Source organism: Rhizobium sp. BK399 (assembly GCF_014194695.1).
Lineage (GTDB): Bacteria > Pseudomonadota > Alphaproteobacteria > Rhizobiales > Rhizobiaceae > Rhizobium.
On the sequence record NZ_JACIAH010000002.1, the window covers coordinates 300,260 to 323,784 of the forward strand.

Below are 23,525 nucleotides of genomic sequence, written 5' to 3' on the forward strand. Positions count from 1 at the left end.
CACGAAGCGCCGCCTCTCAGCGGCGCTTTTGTTTTTTGATGATCAGATTCCCTGCAGGAAGGGGTTGCTGCGGCGTTCGTCGCCAATCCGGCTGCCTGGCCCGTGACCGCAAATGAAGCCGACGTCGTCGCCGAGCGGTAAAACTTTGTCCCGGATGGAGTCGATCAGTTGCTGGTGATTACCTCCCGGCAGATCCGTTCGACCGATCGAGCCGTTGAAAAGGACATCACCCAGATGAGCGAAATTCTGCACGCGATTGAAGTAGATGACATGCCCCGGTGCGTGACCCGGAGTGTGATACACCTCGAACTCGTGGCTGCCGAAGGAAACCTTGTCGCCATCCTTCAGCCAGCGATCCGGAACGACGTCCTGCATACCGGGCGGTAAACCATATTTCTGCGCCTGCATCTCAATCCGCTGCAGTAGTGGAAGGTCGTCCTCGTGCGGACCGACGATCTCGATGCCTAAGGCCTCCTTGAGTTCCTTTGCCCCGCCAGCGTGGTCGAGGTGACCGTGTGTTAGCCAAATCGCCTTGATGTTAAGCGCGTTCGCCGTGATGGCCTGCAGGATTGCTGGGACGTCCCCACCGGGATCGACCACGACGCCTTCCTTGGTTTCCGGATCGAATAGGATCGTGCAGTTCTGTTGAAAGGGTGTCACCGGAATAATACCGGCCTGGAGCATGCCCATGAGTGCCTCGCTTGTCTCTGTCCCGCATTCGTATAGTCCGAAACGTCGCAACGAGCAGCCCGCGATTTATTGGGTGCTGCGTCAGGTCACGGGAGGCTTACTCCATTCGGCGTTCAGTCACCAGTCGCGATGGAGTTTAACACGTCGATACAATCGTTTACCGGCGAAGGGCAAGCAGGGGGAACCTCGTCATACTCCAAACGTTACCTGCCTGTGTAAGACAAGGAGAAACGAGATGACCTTCAAGCGAAATCTATTCCTAGCTGGGGCGATCGTCGTGGGAAGCGCCGGTTTTGCCCAGGCGGAAATGGTTGCGACGGCCATCAACGATCTGAACGTTCGTGCCGGCCCTGGCCCTCAGTATCCCGCTGTCGGCGTAGCGCCGCGCGGCTCGCAGGCAATGTTGGATGGCTGCATCCAGGGAAGCCGCTGGTGCCGGGTTGACGTCGGCGGTGTCCGCGGCTGGGTCTATGCGCAGTATCTGCAAGTCGAGCAGGCTGGCAGCACGGTCGTCGTCGAGCAACATCAGTCGGAACTTGGCGTTCCTGTCGTGACTTATGAAACGACCGCAAGCGTCGCTCCAGCTGACCCGGCACCAGGCGACGAGCTGCTGGGACCGGTCGGTTCCGTAGAGGCGATTAGCCCGCCGGAAACAGTCACGACCTACGTCCAGACCAACCCGGCCCAGACCGTACGTCTCGGCGGTGATGTCGTGGTCGGCGCCTCCGTGCCCAATGACGTGACGTTCCAGGAAATTCCGGACTATCAGTATCGATATGTCCGCATCAATGATCGCCCGGTTCTTGTCGATCCCGGCACCCGTCGCATCGTCTACGTCTACAACTGACCGCGATGCACAAGATGAAAAGGCGCTTTCGGGCGCCTTTTTTTGTTGACGGACGCAAGGAAGCTTCCCGCATGAGTTGCTTTCTATTTCAAGTTTCATTCAATCATGATAAGATACTGAAATTCAGACGATATCCCTGCTCCCGGTCGGACGTCGGATCGCCTGTATGGCTGGCGATCCATTCAGACCGCGCAGCCGGCAGAGGCGTTTTGAGGAAACGCGAAGGAGGGAAATCGTGGAAGCCTTATTGCCTATCATCACGCAAGCGATCGCAGGCGCCGTCGGCGGCAATGTCGCAAGCGGCGCGTTGAAGCAGGTTGCAATCAATGCCGTTGCCCGGACGATCGCCGGTGCAATCGGTGGCATCGGCGGCGGCATGCTGCTCAGCATGGTCGGCGGCGAAGCGGCAATGACCGGCCTGATCGCCGATGGTATCGGCGGCCTGATCGGCGGCGGTATCCTGTCGACGATCGTCGGCGCGGTGGCCGCTCGCGCCAGGTAGACAGAGCAACGAAAACGGTCGCGCCTCCAGGAAAGCGGCCGCTCTCTTGCCATCAGATCACTCGGCCGCTACCGCGGCCGGGTACATTCCTTTCATGTGGCGTTCGTCAACGGTTCGTGATCGTCGCGAACTTAATCCATCTCGCGCTCGCCTGCGCCCGCACGCCATTGCTGTTGATTGTTGTCCCCAATACGTTTTATCCACTCACGTAGGGGAAATTACGCATTGTTGTGAAGTTTGCGAAGTCGGTCCAAATTCCGGTGGAATGGCGTCCTCTTCCGTCTTTGCAACGCGTGGGGAAGCTAGCAGCGCGCGAAGATATGTCGCCGATACTGACATATTCACGAGAGCTTCCCACAAGGTGCGCAACAAGAAAGGAAATGCCAAATTGGCACGCCAGACGAGCCCGAAGACGGGCAAGCCGGAACCGTTGAAACTGCCGATGGAGAACACGGAAACCATCGATTTTGAGATCATCGAGCTTCTGTTCTTTTCCTATCGTGACTTCGTTTCCGATCCCGACGCCATCTTGGCGGAGATCGGCTTCGGGCGGGCGCACCACCGTGTCGTTCATTTCGTTAACCGCAACCCGGGCATGACAGTTGCCGATCTGCTGGATACGTTGAAGATTACCAAGCAGAGTCTTGCAAGAGTGCTCAAACAACTCATCGATTCGGGGTATATTCGTCAGATTGCGGGGCCTGAAGACAGGCGGCAGCGCAAGCTCTATCCTACCAAGCTGGGGCGCGAGCTTGCTCTTGCTCTGGCAGAGCCGCAATCGCGCCGTATTGAGAGAGCATTCGACGGGGCTTCTCCGGAGGTACGGGAAGGCATAAAGGCCTTCCTCAAGGGTATGCGGAACAGACCAAACTCGAGAGCAGATTGAATGGCGACAAAGACAGTGATTTCGGACGACGCTGCGCACTTGCTTGTTGTGGATGACGACACGCGTATCCGCGCCCTGCTCAACCGCTATTTGACCGAGAACGGCTTCAGGGTGACGGTGGCCGCGGATGGCGCTGAGGCCCAGCGCAAGCTCGCCGGCTTGGATTTCGACCTCATCATCATGGACGTCATGATGCCCGGCGATTCGGGCATCGAAGTAACCAAGGGTCTGCGCACGATCAAGAACGTGCCGATCATCATGCTGACGGCGCTGGCGGAATCGGGCAGCCGTATCGCCGGGCTGGAGGCTGGCGCCGACGATTATCTGGCGAAGCCCTTCGATCCCCGCGAACTCGTTTTGCGCGTCAACAATATCCTGCGCCGCAATGTCTCGAGCGATGCGCCGAAGATCGAACAGGTGATGTTCGGACCATACACATTCTCGTTGACACGCAAGGAACTGAAGAAGGCCTCCGAAGTCGTTCGGCTGACGGATCGCGAGCAGGAAATCATGCTGCTGTTCGCCAAGCGCGCCGGCGATACCATTCCGCGGCATGAGCTCATCGGCAACGATGTCGAAGTCGGCGAGCGCACCATCGATGTGCAGATCAATCGGCTGCGACGCAAGATCGAGGACGATCCCGCAAATCCGGTCTGGCTGCAGACGGTTCGTGGTATAGGATACCGGCTGAGCATCGATTGACAGTCGCAACCCCAGGATCAGCGACCATATGGTGACATTCGACTCCCTTCGGCGCGACGACCGCTCGCCCGCCCGCGGCTGGCGGGCGATGTTGCGCAGATTTCGGTTCTATCTGCCGACAGGACTCTACGTTCGCTCGCTGCTCATCATCATTATCCCGATGGTGCTGCTGCAGTCCGTCGTTGCCGCTCTGTTCATGGAGCGCCACTGGCAGATGGTGACGCAGCGCCTCTCTGCAGCGGTCACGCGCGACATTGCGGCGGTGATCCAGATCATCGAGACCTACCCGCAGGACACGGATTATAGCGAAATCACGCGGATAGCGCGCGACCAGTTGAACCTGCAGATATCAATAGAGCCCGATGGCGATTTGCCGACGCCGCGCACCAAGCCTTTCTTCTCCATTCTCGACGGAATCCTCAGCGACGAACTCAGCGACCAGATCAAGCGCCCGTTCTGGATCGATACGTTGGGCGATTCCAACCTCGTCGAGGTCCGCATAAAGCTCGAGGACAAGATCCTCCGCGTATTGGCAAGACGCAGTTCGACCTACGCTTCCAACACTCACATCTTCATTGTCTGGATGGTCGGTGCTTCGCTGGTATTGATCGGCATATCTATTCTTTTCCTGCGCGGACAGATCCGTCCGATACTTGCGCTTGCGAACGCGGCCGAAAGCTTCGGCAAGGGCCAGAAGGCAGACAATTTCCACCCGCGCGGAGCGGACGAGGTTCGCCGTGCCGGTCTCGCCTTCATTCTGATGCGCGAGCGTATCGAACGCCAGCTTGAGCAGCGCACGGCGATGCTGACGGGAGTGAGTCACGATCTGCGCACGATCCTGACCCGCTTCAAACTGCAGCTGGCGCTTGCCGGCGAAAATCCCGATCTGCACGGTCTGAACGACGACGTCAACGATATGCAGTCGATGCTTGAGGCCTACATGGCGTTCGCCCGAAGCGAGGTCGAAGAAGATGTCGGCGACATGAAGCTCAGCGACCTTTTCGCGCGAGTGGAGGCAGACTTCGAACTTCACGAGGGCAAGGAATTTACATACGCGATCGAGGGAGACGATGAGATCTCGGTGCGCCCGAACGCCTTCACGCGCCTTGTGACCAACCTCGCCTCCAATGCCCGACGTTACGCCAATACCCTGGACATCAACGCCAAGCACAGCGCCAAGTGGCTGACGATCACTTTTGATGATGATGGCCCGGGCATTCCCGAGAAGAACCGCGAGGATGTCTTCAAGCCGTTCTTCCGGCTCGACGAAGCGCGAAATCTCGATGCCTCGGGCACAGGCCTCGGCCTGGCGATCGCCCGCGACATTGCGCGAAGCCATGGCGGCAATGTCACGCTCGGCGATAGCCCTCTCGGCGGTCTACGGGCGACCGTCCGCCTGCCCGCGTGAGGAAAGGTGACCATGAACACGCACTCAATGACATGGCTGAACCCGCCGCCCCGCTTCGAATTGCGCGGCGAGGATTTGCATGTATGGTCGGGACCAAAGACCGATTTCTGGCAGGGAACTTATTACGGCTTCCATCGCGACGATGGACATTTCTTGCACCAGCAAAGACAAGGTGATTTCACCGCCCAAGTCTGCTTCTCGGGACACTACCAAGACCTCTACGACCAGGCGGGCCTCATGGTGCGGGCTGATGCGGCGCATTGGATGAAGTGCGGGATCGAATATACCGATGGCGCCATGCATTTCAGCACCGTCGTGACCAACGGCAACTCCGATTGGTCAGCCTTTCGCCTTGACCATACATTTGAGCGCATGAGCGTGCGGGTGACGCGGAATGGCGATGCACTGTTCGTTCAATATAGGACGGATCGCATGGAAGGCTGGCGCATGGCCCGCCTTGCGTGGTTCGATCCGACATTTGCGGAGGTCGCCGTCGGGCTAGTATTCTGCTCACCGCAACGCGCAGGCTTCGAAGCAGTATTCCACGACTTCTCGCTGACCGACCCCCTGTCGCGCGAGATTCATTGATCACATGAGCTTCTGGCCGTTTGGCACCGGCCTGTCGGTCGCAGCAAGTACGATCGCGCCCGCTTCATCCTCGAAACCGAGCGTCAGGACTTCCGAGCGAACCGGACCGATCTGCCGTGGAGGAAAGTTGACCACACCAAGAACCTGCCGACCGACAAGGCTCTCGGGCGTGTAGTGAACCGTGATCTGGGCTGACGACTTCTTGAGGCCGATTTCGGGACCGAAGTCGATCAGCAGCTTGAAAGCCGGCTTACGCGCTTCCGGAAATGGACTTGCCTCAACGATCGTACCAACGCGAATGTCGACACGCTCGAAGTCGGCATAGGTGATCTCGTCAGCCATGGTCTTGGTGTCCTCAGCCAGCAAGCTCTTCGGCGCGCTTGCGCGCTGCGGCAAGGGCCTTGTCGAAAAGCGGCTGCATCGCATCGTCGGCCATCAGCACGGAAAGCGCGGCAGCCGTCGTACCGCCCGGCGATGTCACATTCTGCCGGAGCCGCGAGGCGTCGTCGGGGGACTGGTGCAAAAGCTCACCAGCCCCCGCGACTGTTTCCCGTGCAAGGCGCATGGCAAGGTCCGCCTGCAAGCCAAGTTTACGGCCTGCCTCTGCCATACACTCGACGAGATAGAACACATAGGCCGGTCCGCTACCCGACAGCGCCGTCACGGCGTCGATGTCAGCTTCAGTGGGGACCCACTCGACCGGACCGGATACACGCAAGAGAGAATGAACCTGTTCGCGCTGCGCATCAGTGACGCGCGCATTGGCAAACGCACCCGTGATACCGCGACCGACCATGGCCGGGGTGTTCGGCATGGCGCGCACCATCGCGGACTCGCCGAGATGCTTTTCAAGGAACGACAGCGTCTTGCCGGCAGCCACTGAAACAACGACGGTTTCCTGCCCCACCGTTTCCTTGACCGGAGGCAGCACGGCATCCATCACCTGCGGCTTGACCGCGAGGAACAGAACGCCGGCCGTCAATCCGGCCGGGGCCGAGGTGACATGGGTCGCACCGGCGTCGGTGATCGTCTTCAGCATCTGGTCCGAGGGACCCGGGTCAATGACGACGATAGAAGAACCGGGCACGCCGTTCTTCAGCCAGCCGGAGAGCATAGCGCCCCCCATATTGCCGGCGCCGATGAGAACAACAGGACCTGAAGCTGCGGATGACATTTACGCCTCGCCGACGGTTTCGAAGAGAACCGCTTCCATCGCACGGTTCGCATCCATGCCGGACCAGATCACGAACTGGAAAGCCTGATAATACGCCTCGCATGTGTCCAGCGCACTAGCGAGCAGAACTTCGACCTGTCGATTGGTCGGCTCGGCACCGCCGGCAAGCAGCAGCGACTGGCGAAAGATGATGACATCTTCCTGACGCCACAGATCGAAGTGTCCCATCAGGACCTGGCCATTGATTGCCGCCAAAAGCTTGGTGACTTCGTTGACACGCTGTTCGGGAACCTTGACGTCGAAGGCGCAGCCCAGATGCAGCGCCTCGAATTCTTCCATCCAGGAAAAGGAAACGTGGTAGTCGGTCCACTTCCCTTCAACCGTCATCGCAATCTCGTCATCGCCCGACCGCTCGAAAGACCAGTCGTTATTGGCGGCGACGTACTCGATCATATCGACCGGGTTCGACTGACGCTCGACTTCCAATTCCATGAGGCTCATGCAGCACCTTCTTGACCGGAGTGAATGCGAACCAACTTCGTCAACGAGACACAAGGAGAACACACGCAACAGCCGGAACCACCAACCCTGATGACCGTTGAACCGCTACCAGACTTAACGCAGTCAAACCTGCCTGGAGCTTACCAACCGCTTCGAATCATCATTTAAAATCAGTGTATAATGGGCTAGGCGACACGCCAGCCCCTTAGCGCCGTTTTAGGGAACGGCACTGTGGAAAGCTTTTCGGATTTCCATTCAGAAGGAGGGTTTAAATGACTCTGCCCATTGATCTTTTTGGCAGTGTCCACAGGTGGATAACGGCACCTGGTTTTTAGGTCGCAGCCGCGGCGTGTCTCATAAAGGTCACACCACGGCCTGTCTCACAACAGGAATTACTTGCCCTTGGCTGCAAGCTTCTCTTCAAGGGCCGCGATGCGTGCCAGCAGCGCATCGTTTTCATCACGCGCCTTGATCGCCATCTCGCGCACGACCTCGAATTCCTCGCGCTTGACGATATCGAGTGTGTTCAGCCAGCGCTCCGCCTGCGCATTGAAGGCCGTCTCGATTTCCTTGCGCACGCCTTGGGCGGCACCGGCCGCGTCCGTCATCAGCTTGGCGAACTCGTCCATGATGCGGTTTGCTCCAGTCGTCATGGCGGTTTTCTCCCTTTGCAACATACAATTACGACCGTTAGGCCTTTCAGGGAATGAGGTAGGGCTTCGCCAGTAAGGATGCAAGCGCTTTACTCTGGATAAGCCGGCCCGCCCTTTCGCGATCGCCAACAATCGACTTGACCGCTTTTGATCGCAGCGCCATCTTCCGCCCACATCGAGCTTGGCGCGCCTTCAGAAAGTCGCAAAGGACGCCTTGAAGAGAACTGCGTCAGACGCCCGATTCCATACCTCGGGCTTGCGCCAGCGAATGGGAAACCCTTGCCGACAGTAGCCAATCTCATGGCGATCATGCCGTTCCCCGAGATCGATCCGATCGCCTTTTCGCTCGGCCCCCTCTCAATTCATTGGTACGGACTTGCCTATGTCGCCGGCATCATGCTCGGCTGGTACTATGCGCGTCAGATCGCTGGAAACAACAAGCTGTGGCCGGGCGATGTTTCGCCTATCACCAAGGTTCAGCTCGACGATTTCATCATCTGGGTCGCGCTCGGCATCGTTCTCGGAGGCCGCATCGGCTATATCCTCTTCTACGATATGCCGGCGGTGATCGAGAACCCGATCCGCGCGATCCAGATATGGAACGGCGGCATGTCGTTCCATGGCGGACTGACGGGCACCACCATCGCCATGGCGATCTTCGCCCGTCGCAACAGCGTACCGATCTGGAGCCTATTCGATATCGTGGCAGCGGTCGTGCCGATTGGCCTCTTCTGCGGCCGTATCGCCAACTTCATCAATGGTGAATTGTGGGGTCGCCTGACGGATGCGCCCTGGGGCATGGTTTTCTGCAACCAATACATCGAGAGGAACAATGGCTATTGCCCTGGCGGCGACTTCGTTCGCCACCCGAGCCAGCTATATGAAGCCGGCCTGGAAGGCATCGTGCTCCTGCTCGTGCTTGCTGTTCTGATTTACGGTTTCCGCGCCCTGAAGAGCCCTGGATTCATCACCGGCGTCTTCGTCTGCGGCTACGCGCTCTCTCGCATTTTCGTCGAATTCTTCCGTGAACCGGATGCACAGTTGGGCTACCTGCTGGGCACCAATTGGCTGACCATGGGCATGGTGCTTTCCACGCCGATGGTTCTGCTGGGAATCTGGGCCATGCTTCGCGCTCGCCGTCAGGCTGCCCTGCAGCACTAACCGCAGCTGGACAAGAGGGGGATCCATGAGCACCGCGCTCGGTGAGAAGATCAAGGCCATCATAGAGGCGAACGGCCCGATCAGCGTCACGGACTTTTTCTCGCTGTGCCTCGCCGATCCCGAATATGGGTACTACAGGACCCGCGAGCCTTTCGGGCGCTCCGGCGACTTCGTGACCGCGCCGGAGGTCAGCCAGCTTTTTGGCGAAATGATCGGCGTCTTCGTTGTCCATGCCTGGCAGCGCCACGGAACGCCTGCCGGTGTCCGCCTCGTCGAGATCGGCCCCGGTCGCGGCACCATGATGTCGGATATGCTGCGCGTCATCTCCCGCATCGCGCCGCCGCTGTTCGAGGACATGACGGTGCACCTCGTCGAAACCAGCGAACGACTGCGCGATATCCAACGGGAAACGCTGGCGCCTCATGGCGACAGGGTCAGCTGGCATCAGGGTTTCGATGAAGTGCCGCCAGGATTTTCGCTCGTCGCGGCGAACGAGTTGTTCGATGCGATCCCGATCCGTCAGTTCGTGAGAACGCCGGCTGGCTTCCGTGAAAGGATGGTCGGCACCGACGCCGCGGGCGAACTAACGTTCGGCGCCGGCGTGGCGGGGATCGATTCCAGCCTCCTGCCATGGCCGGAAGAGGACGTGCTTCCCGGAACAGTGTTTGAAGTCTCGCCGGCTCGCCAGTCGGTGATGATTGCGATCTGCGATCGGTTGAAGGCATTTGGCGGAACCGCTGTCGCCATCGACTACGGCCACCTTGTGAGCGGCTACGGCGATACGCTGCAAGCCGTGCGCATGCACGAGTATGATCCACCGTTGGCGAATCCCGGCGAAGCTGACCTGACGAGCCACGTCGACTTTCAGGCCCTTGCGCAAGCCGCCGCCTCCGCCGGCGTTCACATGAACGGCATGGTGCACCAAGGTGATTTTCTCGTCGGCCTCGGCATTCTCGATCGCGCAGCCGCCCTTGGCCGTGACCGCGAGGCACATACGCGGCAGATTATCCAGACAGCAGTCGATCGACTGGCCGGCGAAGGTGAAGGGCGCATGGGCGAACTCTTCAAGGTCCTGGCGGTCTCGTACCCGGCCGTGGATTTGATGCCTTTCCGTTCTGTGGATTGACAGCGCGAGCGCCGCTGGGCCAACATTCAGCACAACCGAGCAGGTCTCGCCATCGAGCAAGGTGCACAACAATCAATCTTGGAATTTCGAATGAATGAAGCAGCAACTCCGGCACCGATCCAAAGCGCGCTGCTGAAAGAGGCAACCGGTGACGCCATTCTCCATGGCTATTTCACCCGGCAGGGCGGCGTCTCGGATGGCATCTATCGCGGCTTGAACGTCGGCCTTGGCTCGAATGATGAGCGCGTGAAGGTTCAGGAAAACCGCCGCCGCGTGGCAAACTGGTTTGAGTTGCCGGTCGAGCGTCTCGCTACCGTGCACCAGGTCCATTCGCCCGACGTCGTCATCGTCGACAAGGATTATGACGGCGCCCGCCCGGCAGCAGATGCGCTGGTAACGGCAACTCCGGGCATAGCGCTCGGGGTGCTGGCAGCCGATTGCGGACCTATTCTCTTTGCCGATCCGCAAAACGGCGTTATCGGCGCCGCGCATGCCGGTTGGAAAGGCGCCCTTACCGGCGTGCTGGAGAACACCATCGACACCATGGTCCAACTGGGCGCGAAGCGGGACGCAATTGTTGCCTGCCTTGGGCCGTCGATCAGCCAGGCGAGCTATGAGGTTGGCCCGGAATTCGTGGAGCGCTTTGTCGTGCAGGATCCATCGTACGAGCGCTACTTCGAACCCTCCGAAAAGCCGGGCCACGCGATGTTCGACCTGCAGGCCCTCACCGTCGATCGACTGCGCGCCACTGGCGTCCGGGCAGAGAGCTTAGGTCTCTGCACTTATCCGGACGCCGAACGCTTCTTCTCGTATCGGCGGACCACACATAATAGGGAGCCGGACTACGGCCGGCAGATTTCAGCAATCGCAATCAGGGAGATTTGAGCGGCATGGCCCTGCACTTCGACAGACCCGAATTCGCCGTCCGCCTCGCGCGTCTGACTGACAAAATGCGCGAAGAGAAACTGGATGCCCTGCTGCTCTTCGCCCAGGAAAGCATGTACTGGCTGACCGGATACGATACCTTCGGCTACTGCTTCTTCCAGACCCTTGTCGTCAAGTCCGACGGGACGATGGCCCTGCTCACCCGCTCGGCCGATCTGCGTCAGGCCAAGCACACCTCAATCTTGGAAAACGTCCACATCTGGGTCGACCGCGTGAATGCCGACCCGACCGTCGACCTCCGGAACCTGCTGGTCGAGATGGATCTGCTCGGCGCCAGAATCGGCGTCGAATACGATACGCATGGCATGACCGGCCGCGTTGCCCGGATGCTGGATGCGCAGTTGACGTCCTTCGGTCAGATCGTCGACGCATCCTATCTCGTCAGCCGCCTGAGACTGGTCAAGAGTCCCGCTGAAGTGGCCTATGTGGAACGCGCCGCGGTGCTCGCCGACGATGCGCTCGATGCGGCGCTCGGGCTGACCAAGCCCGGCGCTGACGAAGCGGACATTCTCGCTGCCATGCAAGGCGCGGTCTTTACTGGCGGCGGCGACTATCCCGCCAACGAGTTCATTGTCGGATCCGCCGAGGATGCGCTGCTCTGCCGCTACAAGGCCGGCCGACGCAAGCTCGACGCGAACGACCAACTGACGCTCGAATGGGCCGGTACCTTTGCGCATTATCATGCAGGAATGATGCGAACGGTTGTCATCGGTGAGCCGAGTTACCGCCACCGCGAGCTCTACAATGCCTGCTTCGAGACGATCCAGGCGATCGAGACGGTACTGAAGCCGGGCTACAGCTTCGGCGATGTCTTCGATAAGCATGCGAAAATCATGGATGAGCGCGGTCTGTCGCGCCATCGCCTCAACGCCTGCGGCTATTCACTCGGCGCCCGTTTCTCGCCGTCCTGGATGGAGCACCAGATGTTCCATGTCGGCAATCCGCAGGCGATCGAGCCCAATATGTCGCTCTTCGTGCACATGATCATCATGGATTCCGACACTGGCACGGCGATGACCCTCGGGCAGACCTATCTGACGACCGACGACGCACCCCGCGCGCTTTCCCGTCACTCGCTGGACTTCATCAACGTCTAGGCGGGAGACGGAGAAGCGTGGACAGCTCAGAGAGCCAGTCATCCTAATACGGCGCAAACCATTGCGGGCAAGAATCCGGAATTGACACAGACCGGCGCCGGCCTTCATAAAGTGCACGGGGCCGGCACTTGGAAGGATGAAACGAGGGATGACGCGAGTTGCGACTGCGCCGATGCTCCTTGCCTGCTTTGCCCTGTCCGCCTGCAACACCACCGACGCCCTCGTTCCGCTGGTCGATATTGGCGATTCCTCAGCAAACATGCGTTCATCGCCGGTAACGCAGGGCGACGCGGAACGCATGGCCGGCACGCCGCCGCGCCAGCAGGCTTTCGCCTCCCTGCAGCGGGCGAACGGATATCATCCCGCTTACCATCAGATGACGTACCGCCAGGGTTCCGGCGCACCGCCGACAACGATGGAAGCCCAGGCCATTGCGCTCGAAAACAACCCCTCCTCTCCCGCGGCCTCCGCTCCGATCAAGACGCAGACGCTGCCGGAGCCCATATCGAACGCCCAGGCCGAGGAAGAGGATATGGTGGAAGCGCCTGCCCGCCAGCCGCGGCAGCAGACCCAGACGGCTGCGCTGACCGCGAGCTCATCGTCACGCGGCTCGACCGTTCGCTTCCTGCCGATCATCGGCGCGCCCGTCCAAGCCGTTACGCCGCTGTCGCGCCAGCTCGGAGCGGAAGCGCGGTCGCACGGCCTCTCGATCAAGAGCTCGAACGACAGCTCCACCGCCTACATACTGAAGGGTTACCTGTCGGCCTTTTCCGACAGCGGTAAGGTGACCGTGGTCTATGTGTGGGACGTTCTAGACGGCGCTGGTGCTCGCCTGCACCGCATCCAGGGACAAGAAAGCATCCCTTCGGATGCACAGGATCCCTGGGCCGCCGTCCCGGCTTCTGTGATGCAGCAAATCGCCTCCAAAACCATCACCGAATTCTCGACCTGGCGTGACGCCCGTGACGGCTAAGCCACAAGGTTTTTAGAAATATGAGCGCAGATGACGCGTTAGCCCTTGCATTCAGAAGCAAGCTGGCTAAAAAGCGCGGCTATCAGCAGGAAATAGGCGGACCAAGATGAAGGTTTTCGCAGGCAATTCGAACCGGCATCTCGCCGAAGCGATCTGCAGCTATCTCAATGTGCCCTTGGGCAAAGCCAGCGTCAGAAGATTTGCCGATCAGGAAATCTTTGTCGAAGTTCAGGAAAATGTTCGCGGCGAAGACGTGTTCGTCTTCCAGTCGACGTCTTTCCCGACGAACGATCACCTCATGGAACTGCTCATCATGATCGATGCGATGCGCCGCTCGTCTGCGCGCCGCATCACCGCCGTTCTTCCCTATTTCGGCTACGCCCGACAGGATCGACGCGCCTCCGGGCGTACGCCGATCTCGGCCAAACTCGTCGCAAACCTCATCACGGAAGCCGGCGCCGATCGTGTGCTGACGCTCGACTTGCACGCTGGCCAGATTCAAGGCTTCTTCGATATCCCGACGGATAACCTCTACGCCATCCCGGTCCTGACACGCGATATCAAGGCCAATTACGACATCAGCAACGTCATGGTCGTTTCGCCTGATGTCGGCGGCGTCGTTCGAGCCCGCGCGCTCGCGAAACGCCTCGACTGTCTGCTGGCGATCGTGGACAAGCGCCGCGACCGCCCGGGCGAATCCGAAGTCATGAACATCATCGGCGAAGTCGAAGGCAAGGACTGCCTGCTGATCGACGACATCGTCGATTCCGGCGGCACACTCTGCAATGCCGCGGATGCCCTTCTTGCCCAGGGCGCTGCAAGCGTTACCGCGTATATCACCCACGGCGTTCTTTCCGGCGGCGCGGTTACCCGCATCACCTCTTCGAAGCTTCGCGAGCTCGTAATCACCGACTCCATTCAGCCGACCACCGCCGTCCAGTCTGCCCACAACATCCGCGTCGTCAGCACTGCAAGTCTGATCGGCGAGGCGATCAACAGGACCAGCCAGGAAGAGTCGGTTTCGAGCCTGTTTGACTGATCTGTTAGAGATTATCAGCGGTCGCTGACGTTTGAACTTCCCCGCAAATGCAACTTGCGCTAGGATTTCGTAAGAAATCCAGCCATGGGGGAAGAGTTATGACACTCGCCGGATTCCTATCGACACGAAAGCTCGCCTTGCTTGCGCTCATCCCGCTTCTTTCTGCCTGCACAGCAGACATGGGGTCCGGCTACTCGCGCCCGTCAACATCGCCCCCTCCTCGCCTGCCGACCAACCCGGAGATATGCACCAGGGAATATGCTCCGGTCTGTGGCCAGCGAGGGCCGAGTGTCCGGACATTCTCCAATGCATGCGAGGCGCGCGCAGCCAACTTCACGGTGATCAATCGCGGCCAGTGCCGCAGACAGCCGGGCATCACGGTGCGTCCAGCGCAGCCGGGTGGTATGTGAACCTGCGAGTATGATGCCGTCGAACACTAGGCAGCGATATGGGATGCGGCCGACATAACCTCCTCAGGCGCGGGCACGCCGAACATATGGCGTCCCTCGTCGGCAACCTCAGTGAAGCACCATCTGACGACACCATCGCGGTCGAGCAGGAATTCACCAACCAACTGCCCCTCGCCCGTCGCGATCATGCGCTTATCGTCGTCGGAGAATTCGTAGCCGTCGGCATTGTCGAGGAATTCGACAGCCGCCATCGGCGCCATCGGCTCAGGCAAATCCGGGATATCGACACGCATGGACGTGAGCGTATCGAGACTGACTTTGTATGGCCAGACTGTCTCTGATTGCGTGAACTCGAGGTTCGGGAGCCCAAAGGCGCGATGCGATACCCTGTCGGGATCGGACGCTGCCACCAGATTGGGCAAGGGATGATAGCGGAAATAGAGGCGGGCCCGGTCGATGGGCGTGTTCACGATCGTCAGGCTCTCGACTCCCTTCTGCTGGAGTTCACCCGCAAGGCTCGCCATTGAGGCAATTTGCCGCCGGCAGAACGGACAGTGGAGCCCCCTAAACAGGCCGACCAGCACGGGCTTCTGCCCGCGGAAGTCGTCAATCGAGATCTTGCCCTGACGGGTGATCGCATCGAGAACGATATTCGGCGCGCGGTCGCCGGGCTGCAACGGTCTTTCGCTTCGATTTGCGGGCATGACACCCTCCCTCACTTGCACGTCGGCGAAACGCCGAGCGGAAGAACAAAATAGCGAAAACTCAACACCTTACGTGGCGGCATTGAATCAATCCAGGAAAGGCAGCACGACAAGCGCGTCGGGATCCAGCCCGTGCCTGACGCAAACCTCCTGGGCGAGCGAAAAGTATCGCTCGGCCTCGGCCATGTCGTCTCTTTCCAGGTTCAAAGTGGCCAGCCCATCATAGCATGGAAACAAAAGCTGTGGTTCGCCGATTTCACGCGCCAGCTGAAGCGCCTCCTCATAATAGGTCAAGGCCAAGGCCGGTTTGCCGTGACATTGATGAATCTGCCCAAGCACGATGAGCGGCACCGCCAAGTGATCGCGCTGATCCAGAGCCCGGTCGATCTCGATGGCCTTCTCCGCGGCAGGCACCCCCTCCTTGGCGCAATTGTCCGTGAAGGTGCAGCAGGCAACAGCGAGATTGGCGAACAGCCGGGCTTGAAAGCCGAGATCGGAAATGCGGGTAGCAACGTCGAGGCCGCGGCGGCAAACATGAATGGCGCGCCCCGGATCGACGATCGTATAGAGCACCCCAAGATTGGAATAGGCGCGGCAGGCTGCCCCGAGAAGACCCGCCGTTTCGGCGACCTCCAGACTTCGTTCGACTTCCCTGACAGCTTCGCGATGCTGCCCGAGTCGGGCCAATGCCACTCCTTTCGTATTCAGCGCCTCCGCGCGCACTTGTGCTGCGTCCCTTGCGACCGGACCACTTTGATCAAAGGCGGCCGCGCTGAGGCAGGATAGCGCGTCGTCAGCCCAGCGCGCAGCCGCGTTCTGGTCGCCCATGCGAAAGGCAAGATGCCCGCGCTCCTGAAGCAGGTGGGCAAGTTCGATGGGCGCATTGCTCTCACTCAGCAACGACGCGGCCTGCGCATAGTCGGCGTCTGCAAGATCGGATCTGCCGGCTGCGAGATTGAGACGACCGAGCTTGCGGAGGATTCGCGCCGCCCCAGTCTGATCATCGCTCTTTTTGAAGATGGCCAGCGCACGCCCGTAGTGATCGCGTGCCGCCTCCCGCTCGCCCGCCGGGCCGCAGAGATCGGCAAATCGCTCATAGAGGGCAACCAACTCCGAAGTGGTCTTCGGATGATCCGGAATCGCCGCAAGCGCTTCGCGGTAGAGGCGCATCGCATCGTCATTGGCGTAGGTCTGGCGGGCGAGATCGCCAGCAGCCATGAGGTACCGGATACCCTTACCCGACTCGTCGGCTCGGCAATAGTGACGACCGAGTTGTGCGATGTCCTCAAGCCGAGAGGGTATGCCGTGATGCATCCGCTCGATGGCCGCACCGATGCGCGCGTGCAACTGCTTGCGGCGCTGTAGCAAGAGGTTACCATAGATGGCATCGTGCAGAAGTTGCTGCGGAAAGCGATAGGAGATCGCATTTGCCGAGGTAGCACGGGGCGTCTCCTCGAGAATCTCTGCCTCGCAGAGATAGTCCAGCCCTCGCTCGATGCGCGCGGTATCCGACGCAACCGCACGAAGCAGCGCAAGATCGAAACGCGGGCCAATGACCGCAGCCTCCTGCGCCAACAGCTTGACGTCGGGCGGCAAACGGTCGACACGCGCAAGCAGCATCGCCTGCAGGTTCATCGGTATCTCGGTTCCCATCTCAGCGCTGGCGATACACCAGGATCCGCCCGCGGAATAAAGCGCACCTGTTTCGATTAGAGCCCGGACGATCTCCTCGATGAAGAGCGGATTGCCGCCCGCTCGTGCGAGAATTCGCGAGCGCCTTTCAGCAGGTACGGAACTGTCGGTGCCGAAGAACTGGCTAAGTAGCTCCTGGCCATCCTGAACCGAAAGCGGCGCAAGCCGCATCAGCGTGCGGTTGATCCGGCTCGACTCCAGGCCCTCGCCTTCGGCAACCGAGCGCCCCGTCGTCAGCATCATCAGACGCGTTCGCTCGAGCCTGTCTAGCACAAACCGCAGCGCCTCGATCGAAGCAGCATCGGCCCAGTGGAGGTCCTCCACAACCAGCAACAGCGGGCTGAGCGACAGCCGCCGCTCAAAGATGGTACGCGTAGCGTAGAAGATCTGTCGCCGCAGCTGCTCCGGCTCGACGTGACGCAGCGCGCCATCAGGATCGCCGAGGCCAAACACATACGAGAGAACCGGCGTGAGGCCGGCAACCTCGGTCTCGCTGAAGCCCAGATCGATCAGTCCAGACGTCAATAGTTCCGCCGTCCGCTCGGCAGTTTCCCGCTCGGCGATTCCATAGGCGCTGCGCAACACCGATGCGAGCGTGCCATAGGATTGCTCCCCAAGCGGTGAACAGACAGCACGGCGCACCACAACCTCTCCGAACCGCTCGGCTTGACTGACCCTCTCCAGGAGCTCACGAACCAGCCTTGACTTGCCGATGCCGGCTTCCCCGATCAGCTGGACGAGTTGCGCGTTGCCGCCACAGGCAGAATCCAGGCAATCGGACATCCGCGACAGGTCTGCGTCGCGCCCGATGAGTTCGGCGTGTAGGCCCAAGCTCTCCAATCCGCGCGCAGTGTGCGGTGTCTCCATCCGCCCGATCAGACGATGCACCTGCACGTTACCCGTCCTCCCGCGAAGGGCCAGGGAGCCGAGATTTTCGAACGCGAACGCATGCCGCGTCAGACGGTAAGTCACCGGCCCGACCAGAATTTCGCCCGGGCCGGCCAGGCTTTGCAACCGCTGCGCGGTGTTCACGGTATCGCCGGTCACGGAGTACGACCGGGCGGCAGCGGCACCGAAGCCGCCTGTCACCACCGGCCCTGTGTTGATACCGACATGGAGCTGCAGCGGATCGCCACCGGCCAGATCCACCCATTTGGCACCGGGGCGCTCCGCCCCTGCAATCATCTCGAGCGCTGCGCAAAGAGCACGATCGGGATCGTCCTCGTGCGCAGTCGGCGCCCCGAACAGCGCCAGCAGCGCATCGCCCACAAACTTGTCGACGAAGCCACCATAAGCCTCCACGGCACGCGTCAGTTCCTCGAACAGCTCGTTCTGCAGAGAGCGCATGAGCTCGGGATCTAGTTTCTCGCTGAGGGTTGTGAAACCGCAAAGATCCGCAAAGAGTACGGTCAACGGACGCCGATCGGCGGCATCGTCAGGCGTAGATGGATGCAGTAGCGGCTCGACAGGAACCGCACGAATCTCGCCTCGGCCAAGGGGTGTTCCACACTTCGGACAAAAGGCGAAATCGGGTTGGCAGGCCTCGCCACAGGAGGAGCAGACGATAGGCTGTCTTGCGCCGCACTTCGGGCAGAACGCAAAACTGCTCTCGATCGCAAAACCACAGGCAGCACAATTCATCGGCCCGCCCCTCGGCAGCGCAGTGGCCCTCACTTAACCTTGCGCCGCCAAGACAGCATGAACCGGACATTGATTGCCCGCAAGTGGTCTCCGCCCCAGCACTTGGCGCGGCAACGCTGCGATAGCGTCAGTCAGCGCCCTTGATGACCTGGCCGTTGATCGTCACGGATCCGTTGCGCGCAACGCTGATATCCCAGCGCTGGCGCCCATCGGGATCTGTCTTGGCAAAGCCCTTGGCCATCATCAGGCCGAACGATACCTGGTTGAGATCGGCATTGGTCTTTGCAAGTTCCTGAACGGCGGCGATGGTCTTGTCCAGATCGCGTGCCAAAACTGTTGCATCCATGGAATAATCCTTGGACGTGTCAATTCGCCCGCGAACCTGTCCGGAAAACTCGGCGTCGTAAACACCCGAGACTGCGCTGATCTTCGGGAAATCCATGACCAACTCGCCACCCTTGAAGAGCCGCTCAGCCGCCTTCTTGCCGCTATCCTCCGATGAAGTGTCGCCGCTGAAATCAACCTTGAGAAACTCGTCCCCGAAGGCCGCGAAATCCATGTCGGCAATGGCAAACTGCAGCTGAAACTCATGAGGCACGAATGCGGAATAGGCAGCCGGAACGATCGCGCTGGCGAAACTGATTTGCTCCGCTGTCACGCCAACTCCGAAACGCGTCGCATCAGTCGGGCCATCAAGCGTAATTGCATAGTTGACGTTCTTCGCACCGCCGTTACCCGCAGCGCTGGAGACGGTCAGATTGTTGAAGTCGATGGTTTCGTTGAAGCTCGTGAGCAACGGGAACGCCTCGCGAAGCATTCCCTTCAACTTGTCGCTATCCGCCACGGCAAGCTTCTTGTCGTCGGCGTGGTCGACCGCGAACATGATAATGTCGCGAACCTTGCTTGCTGGCAGGCCGTTCACCGCCGCCGCGAAATCGATCGCGTCGGCGCGAATTTCGACCGGTGGCACCTCACGGCTGCTGATCTTTTCCAAGAATCCCGAAGCAGAGCCGCTGGTGGCGAAATTGGCAGTACCAGCAGTGGCACCCTCAGACGAGGTCAGCTTGTACTTCATGCCGTCAAAGCTGGCACTGACTTCCTCGGCTTCGGTCTTCGACGAAAAGTTCACGGCCTTTGTTGAGAAATCGCCTGAGCGAAAATAACTGATCGCCGGGTCGAAGACGCCGCTGAAGAGGAAGGCATCGATGGCGTAGGTGAAATCCGTCTTCGGTTGTCCCGGCGCCTTGAAATTCCCGGAAACATTCAGGGAATTGTTCCCCTCCATGCTCCATAGACCAGTTTCCAGTGGCGTTGCGAACATCGACCACGGGGTCAAGCCGGTGATTGCAAAGGTGCCCGGTTCGATCTTCTTCAGAAGCTTTGCGAAATCATAAATGATCTCATAGCGTGTGCCCGCCGGCTTTACGGTCACGAAGCCATCTTTTGCCACGCTCTCCGGCACGACCTTCGTCAGGCTTTCCTCGAGCTGTTTCGCCCCCGCCTGATTGATGTCGACGGCATAGGCTGAAGATGCCAGTGCGATTGCAATCGTGCTTGTTGCCGCAATGAGATTGAGCCGCATACTGAATTCCTCCGCCGCTTGAGTTTTGCGAGCATGTGAGGTTTCCGCAGGGCCAATGTCAAGCCGGGTTGCAACGCGGTCAGGCTGCCGCGTCGGTCCTCGCGGCGTCCGTCGGGCCATTGCCGTCAGTATTGACGAACGCCTCGATGTCGAGACGCGGCATCGGCTTCCCGAACAGAAAGCCCTGGACCTGCAAGCAGCCTTCGCGGCGAAGAAACTCGATGTGCTCCTCCCGCTCCACACCTTCTGCCAGCACCGGAATATCAAGACTCTGCGCAAGAATGAGCGTCGAGCGAACGATGGCCGCCGACTGCTTGTTGGTAACGACGCCGTCGACGAAGGCGCGGTCGATCTTGATCTTGTCGAATGGGAAGCTCTGCAGGGTCGATAGTGAGGAATAGCCGGTTCCGTAATCGTCCATGGCCACCTTGACGCCCAATGCCTTCAGCCGGCGTATGGCGTTCAGCGCGTGCCCGTGGTCGGCGATAATGCCGGATTCGGTGATCTCAAGCTCGAGCCGCGACGCTGCCAAGCCGGTTTCCTGCAGGATCTGCTGTACGATCTGCGGCAAGCGACTATCGGCGAGCTGCTGGGCAGCCACGTTGACCGCAATCCCCAAGGGATTCTTCCAGCTGGCGGCCTCCGCGCAGGCGCTGCGCAGCACCCATTCCCCGAGTTCCATGATGAAACCCGTCTTTTCGGCGATCGGAATGAATTCAGCCGGCGAGATGTAGCCGCGCGTCGGATGCTTCCAGCGTAGCAAAACCTCGAAGCCGAGCACCTCGCGTGTAACGGTATCGTTCTGCTGTTGATAGAAAAGCTGGAATTCGCCGTTCTTCAACCCTTCACGCATCTCCATCGCCAGCGCGCTTCGTTCCCGCGCAGCCTCGTCCATCGAGGGATCGTAGAAGCAGATGCTGCTGCCGGCCGTCGTCTTGGCACGGTACATCGCGACATCGGCCTGCGAAAGCAGGTCATCGACGGTGCGCGCCCTGTCTGGATAGCTGGAAATACCGATGCTGGAGCCGACGCTCAGCGACTGGCCGTTCCACTCCACTGGCCGTTCAATTTCGTCGAGCAGACGCTGGGCCCCGATCTTCGTCTCCGAACGGCCAACGTGATCTCGCATCACAACGACAAATTCATCACCGCCGACGCGGGCCACAAATTGCCCCTTCTGCATGACCTTTGCCAGTCGCTCGCCGATCGCGCGCAGCACCGCATCGCCAGCCGCATGACCATGGACGTCGTTGATTTCCTTGAAGCGATCGAGGTCGAAGCAAAGGACCGCGACGTTCCAGCCGATTTCATGGGTGCTCTTGGTAGCCGCGGCGAGATGTTCGTTGAGCGCCGAACGGTTCGCAAGGTTAGTCAGCGGGTCATGAAGCGACAGATGACGGTAGCGAGCGACCGCCGCTTCTGTCGACTGCATGTCGATGATGTAGGTAGACGCGCCGAGCAGCAAGATGATGATCATCACCGCACCGACCAGGCTGGTCATCACGCCCACGGAAAGAATTTCACGCGGAACGGCGACCGTGGTATCCGGCACGATCGTCATGCCCGCCATGGCGAGAAAATGCGTTGAAACGATCGCGAGGATGAGCGGCAACGCCGCGCCGACCGGGCTGAAGCGGGCAGTCGGTCGCGCAACACGGGTTGCCATCAGCGCGCCGAAGCCAGCCGCTGCAATCAGCGAAGTGATCACATAAGCGCTGTCCCACTGAATGTCGCCTGCCACCTTGTAGCCGGCAATGCCGACATAGTGCATCGCCGCTACGCCAAGGCCGACGATCGCGCCCCCAGCTTCGACCAGCGCATCCTGGCTACGCACCGAGGCAATCGTAAAGCCGATCATCGCCGAAGCGACGCCGATGAAAAGCGAGAGCAGCGTGAGATCCGGCTCATAGCCGCTGAGCGTCGGCGCACGAAAGCCAAGCATGGCAATGAAATGGGTTGTCCAAATCGTCGCGCCGCCAACGAAGCCCGATAGAAAAAGCCAATTGAACTTCTGCAGTCCTTGCGTGCGCCGAACTCGCGAGAAAAGCCGCACGGTGAGCAAGCAGCCAAGCAGGCAAATCACCGTTGCAAAGATCAGATGCGGCCAGCTGTGTTCAGCGACAATGCAGGTAAGGAGACGTGGCATCGGGAGGACCAAGTTGCGTTTTGGCCTTCATATCTGCAGCAACATTTTGTATTACTTAATCTCGCGGAAAATCCGGCTATATGGTTAAGCCTTCTCGATTGCTTTCAACTTCTGGAAATGCTGCACCTGGATTGTTCGCCATCAGCTTGTCCCGGGCCATGACCATCGCCAGCATCAAGCGATCAGCTTGCGTTTCCGTCACATCTATACTATAGCGCACGCGTCCGCACAGACACCCTTGGAGGCAATGCGGATGAGGATGGGGAAACCCGCCTCCAGTTCAGCGACAGGCAATGCCTGCGTCGAGCTCTCCAAATAACCTCGGAAGGAAAAGTCATGAGCCACGAAAGCTACGAGCTCAAGGCCGAGGCGCGCGAACGGGTTGGTAAGGGGTCCGCCCGTGAACTTCGCCGCAATGGTCTCATCCCGGCTGTCATCTATGGTGACAAGCAGGCCCCCATTTCTATCGCTCTCAACACCAATGAGGTGACGAAGCGCATTCATGCCGGTGGTTTCATGACCACGATCGCGACCATCGAAGTCGACGGCAAGAAGTACAAGGTTCTGCCGAAGGACTACCAGCTGGATCCCGTACGTGACTTCACGATGCACGTGGATTTCCTGCGCGTTTCCGGCAACACCCAGGTTACCGTTGAAATCCCGGTTCACTTCATCAACGAAGAAAAGTCCCAGGGCCTCAAGGCTGGCGGCGTTCTGAACATCGTTCGTCACGAAATCGAAGTTCATTGCCCGGCCGATGCGATTCCGGAATTCTTCAACGTTGACCTCAACGGCAAGAAGATCGGCGACAGCATCCACATTTCTGACGTGACCCTGCCGAAGGGCGTGTCGCTCGTCATCGCAGACCGTGACTTCACGGTCGCCACGATCATTGCTCCGGCAGGCGGCGTCGATGAAACCGCTGAAGAAGCTGGCGAAGGCGAAGCTGAAGCTTAATCGCTTCCATAATTTGTAAAGTATAGGGCCCGCTTTCTCCCGAAAGCGGGCCTTTTCAATTACGCGCAAAGGTCCTGTTTCAGCAACATTTAATACATTTC

Annotated in this window: 23 protein-coding genes; 14 read left to right on the plus strand and 9 right to left on the minus strand. The window is 59.8% G+C overall.

Translation table 11 applies throughout. From position 1 onward, the window contains the following. Nucleotides 1–42: 42 nt before the first annotated feature. Nucleotides 43–690: an MBL fold metallo-hydrolase gene (locus tag FHT97_RS07955; protein ID WP_183861161.1), complete on the minus strand. Its 648-nt coding sequence runs from the start codon at nucleotides 688–690 to the stop codon at nucleotides 43–45. A 235-nt stretch (nucleotides 691–925) separates the two neighbouring features. Between FHT97_RS07955 and FHT97_RS07960 the strand changes: the two genes are divergently transcribed. From FHT97_RS07960 to FHT97_RS07985, 6 genes are all read left to right on the plus strand, one after another. After that, nucleotides 926–1,537 (plus strand): DUF1236 domain-containing protein, encoded by a 612-nt coding sequence (locus FHT97_RS07960; protein ID WP_183754231.1) that lies wholly within the window; start codon nucleotides 926–928, stop codon nucleotides 1,535–1,537. A gap of 235 nt (nucleotides 1,538–1,772) precedes the next feature. After that, nucleotides 1,773–2,039, plus strand: coding sequence for a hypothetical protein (locus tag FHT97_RS07965; protein WP_037132788.1), 267 nt, complete (start codon nucleotides 1,773–1,775; stop codon nucleotides 2,037–2,039). A 388-nt stretch (nucleotides 2,040–2,427) separates the two neighbouring features. Continuing rightward, nucleotides 2,428–2,925 carry a MarR family transcriptional regulator gene (locus FHT97_RS07970; RefSeq protein ID WP_183861163.1) on the plus strand — a complete coding sequence of 166 codons (498 nt, stop codon included), beginning with the start codon at nucleotides 2,428–2,430 and terminating at the stop codon, nucleotides 2,923–2,925. Next, nucleotides 2,926–3,627 carry a response regulator transcription factor gene (locus FHT97_RS07975; RefSeq protein ID WP_183754229.1) on the plus strand — a complete coding sequence of 234 codons (702 nt, stop codon included), beginning with the start codon at nucleotides 2,926–2,928 and terminating at the stop codon, nucleotides 3,625–3,627. 28 nt (nucleotides 3,628–3,655) lie between these two features. Beyond that, nucleotides 3,656–5,035 (plus strand): ATP-binding protein, encoded by a 1,380-nt coding sequence (locus tag FHT97_RS07980; RefSeq protein ID WP_183754227.1) that lies wholly within the window; start codon nucleotides 3,656–3,658, stop codon nucleotides 5,033–5,035. A 12-nt stretch (nucleotides 5,036–5,047) separates the two neighbouring features. Then, complete coding sequence (locus tag FHT97_RS07985) at nucleotides 5,048–5,623, plus strand: DUF1349 domain-containing protein (protein WP_183861165.1); 576 nt, start codon at nucleotides 5,048–5,050, stop codon at nucleotides 5,621–5,623. Here the strand turns inward: FHT97_RS07985 and FHT97_RS07990 are convergent, their stop codons facing one another. The 4 genes from FHT97_RS07990 to FHT97_RS08005 form a co-directional block, all read right to left on the minus strand. Next, nucleotides 5,624–5,965, minus strand: coding sequence for a tRNA-binding protein (locus tag FHT97_RS07990; protein WP_183861167.1), 342 nt, complete (start codon nucleotides 5,963–5,965; stop codon nucleotides 5,624–5,626). It lies immediately after the preceding gene. Nucleotides 5,966–5,978: 13 nt separating this feature from the next. After that, nucleotides 5,979–6,797, minus strand: coding sequence for a pyrroline-5-carboxylate reductase (gene proC / locus FHT97_RS07995; protein WP_183754221.1), 819 nt, complete (start codon nucleotides 6,795–6,797; stop codon nucleotides 5,979–5,981). After that, complete coding sequence (locus FHT97_RS08000; protein ID WP_007789996.1) at nucleotides 6,798–7,298, minus strand: YbjN domain-containing protein; 501 nt, start codon at nucleotides 7,296–7,298, stop codon at nucleotides 6,798–6,800. A gap of 392 nt (nucleotides 7,299–7,690) precedes the next feature. Beyond that, nucleotides 7,691–7,951: an accessory factor UbiK family protein gene (locus FHT97_RS08005; RefSeq protein WP_007534115.1), complete on the minus strand. Its 261-nt coding sequence runs from the start codon at nucleotides 7,949–7,951 to the stop codon at nucleotides 7,691–7,693. A gap of 279 nt (nucleotides 7,952–8,230) precedes the next feature. On the opposite strand from FHT97_RS08005, the gene lgt reads away from it, so the two are divergent. The 7 genes from lgt to FHT97_RS31525 all read left to right on the plus strand — a co-directional run bounded on the left by lgt (nucleotide 8,231) and on the right by FHT97_RS31525 (nucleotide 14,702). Then, complete coding sequence (lgt, locus tag FHT97_RS08010; protein ID WP_183861169.1) at nucleotides 8,231–9,112, plus strand: prolipoprotein diacylglyceryl transferase; 882 nt, start codon at nucleotides 8,231–8,233, stop codon at nucleotides 9,110–9,112. A gap of 25 nt (nucleotides 9,113–9,137) precedes the next feature. Beyond that, entirely contained in the window at nucleotides 9,138–10,238 is a 1,101-nt protein-coding gene (locus FHT97_RS08015) for a class I SAM-dependent methyltransferase (protein ID WP_183861171.1), read from the plus strand. 90 nt (nucleotides 10,239–10,328) lie between these two features. Continuing rightward, entirely contained in the window at nucleotides 10,329–11,123 is a 795-nt protein-coding gene (gene pgeF / locus FHT97_RS08020; protein ID WP_183861172.1) for a peptidoglycan editing factor PgeF, read from the plus strand. Between the two features lie 5 nt (nucleotides 11,124–11,128). Continuing rightward, on the plus strand, nucleotides 11,129–12,280 hold the full coding sequence (locus FHT97_RS08025; protein ID WP_183754215.1) for a Xaa-Pro peptidase family protein: 1,152 nt from the start codon (nucleotides 11,129–11,131) through the stop codon (nucleotides 12,278–12,280). Between the two features lie 148 nt (nucleotides 12,281–12,428). Next, a complete protein-coding gene (locus tag FHT97_RS08030) occupies nucleotides 12,429–13,253 on the plus strand; it encodes a hypothetical protein (RefSeq protein WP_183861174.1) in 825 nt (274 codons plus the stop codon). 106 nt (nucleotides 13,254–13,359) lie between these two features. Further along, a complete protein-coding gene (locus tag FHT97_RS08035) occupies nucleotides 13,360–14,292 on the plus strand; it encodes a ribose-phosphate pyrophosphokinase (protein WP_183754212.1) in 933 nt (310 codons plus the stop codon). 179 nt (nucleotides 14,293–14,471) lie between these two features. Beyond that, nucleotides 14,472–14,702: a Kazal-type serine protease inhibitor family protein gene (locus FHT97_RS31525; protein ID WP_348649616.1), complete on the plus strand. Its 231-nt coding sequence runs from the start codon at nucleotides 14,472–14,474 to the stop codon at nucleotides 14,700–14,702. Nucleotides 14,703–14,728: 26 nt separating this feature from the next. Here the strand turns inward: FHT97_RS31525 and FHT97_RS08040 are convergent, their stop codons facing one another. From FHT97_RS08040 to FHT97_RS08055, 4 genes are all read right to left on the minus strand, one after another. Further along, entirely contained in the window at nucleotides 14,729–15,406 is a 678-nt protein-coding gene (locus tag FHT97_RS08040; RefSeq protein ID WP_183754209.1) for a peroxiredoxin-like family protein, read from the minus strand. An 87-nt stretch (nucleotides 15,407–15,493) separates the two neighbouring features. After that, complete coding sequence (locus FHT97_RS08045) at nucleotides 15,494–18,739, minus strand: adenylate/guanylate cyclase domain-containing protein (RefSeq protein ID WP_183861176.1); 3,246 nt, start codon at nucleotides 18,737–18,739, stop codon at nucleotides 15,494–15,496. Nucleotides 18,740–18,866: 127 nt separating this feature from the next. Next, nucleotides 18,867–20,321 carry a hypothetical protein gene (locus tag FHT97_RS08050; protein WP_183861178.1) on the minus strand — a complete coding sequence of 485 codons (1,455 nt, stop codon included), beginning with the start codon at nucleotides 20,319–20,321 and terminating at the stop codon, nucleotides 18,867–18,869. Between the two features lie 79 nt (nucleotides 20,322–20,400). Beyond that, nucleotides 20,401–22,467, minus strand: a complete 2,067-nt coding sequence (locus FHT97_RS08055; RefSeq protein WP_183861180.1) for an EAL domain-containing protein — start codon at nucleotides 22,465–22,467, stop codon at nucleotides 20,401–20,403. A 336-nt stretch (nucleotides 22,468–22,803) separates the two neighbouring features. On the opposite strand from FHT97_RS08055, the gene FHT97_RS08060 reads away from it, so the two are divergent. Further along, nucleotides 22,804–23,424, plus strand: coding sequence for a 50S ribosomal protein L25/general stress protein Ctc (locus FHT97_RS08060; RefSeq protein WP_183861182.1), 621 nt, complete (start codon nucleotides 22,804–22,806; stop codon nucleotides 23,422–23,424). The last annotated feature ends 101 nt before the right edge of the window (nucleotides 23,425–23,525 follow it).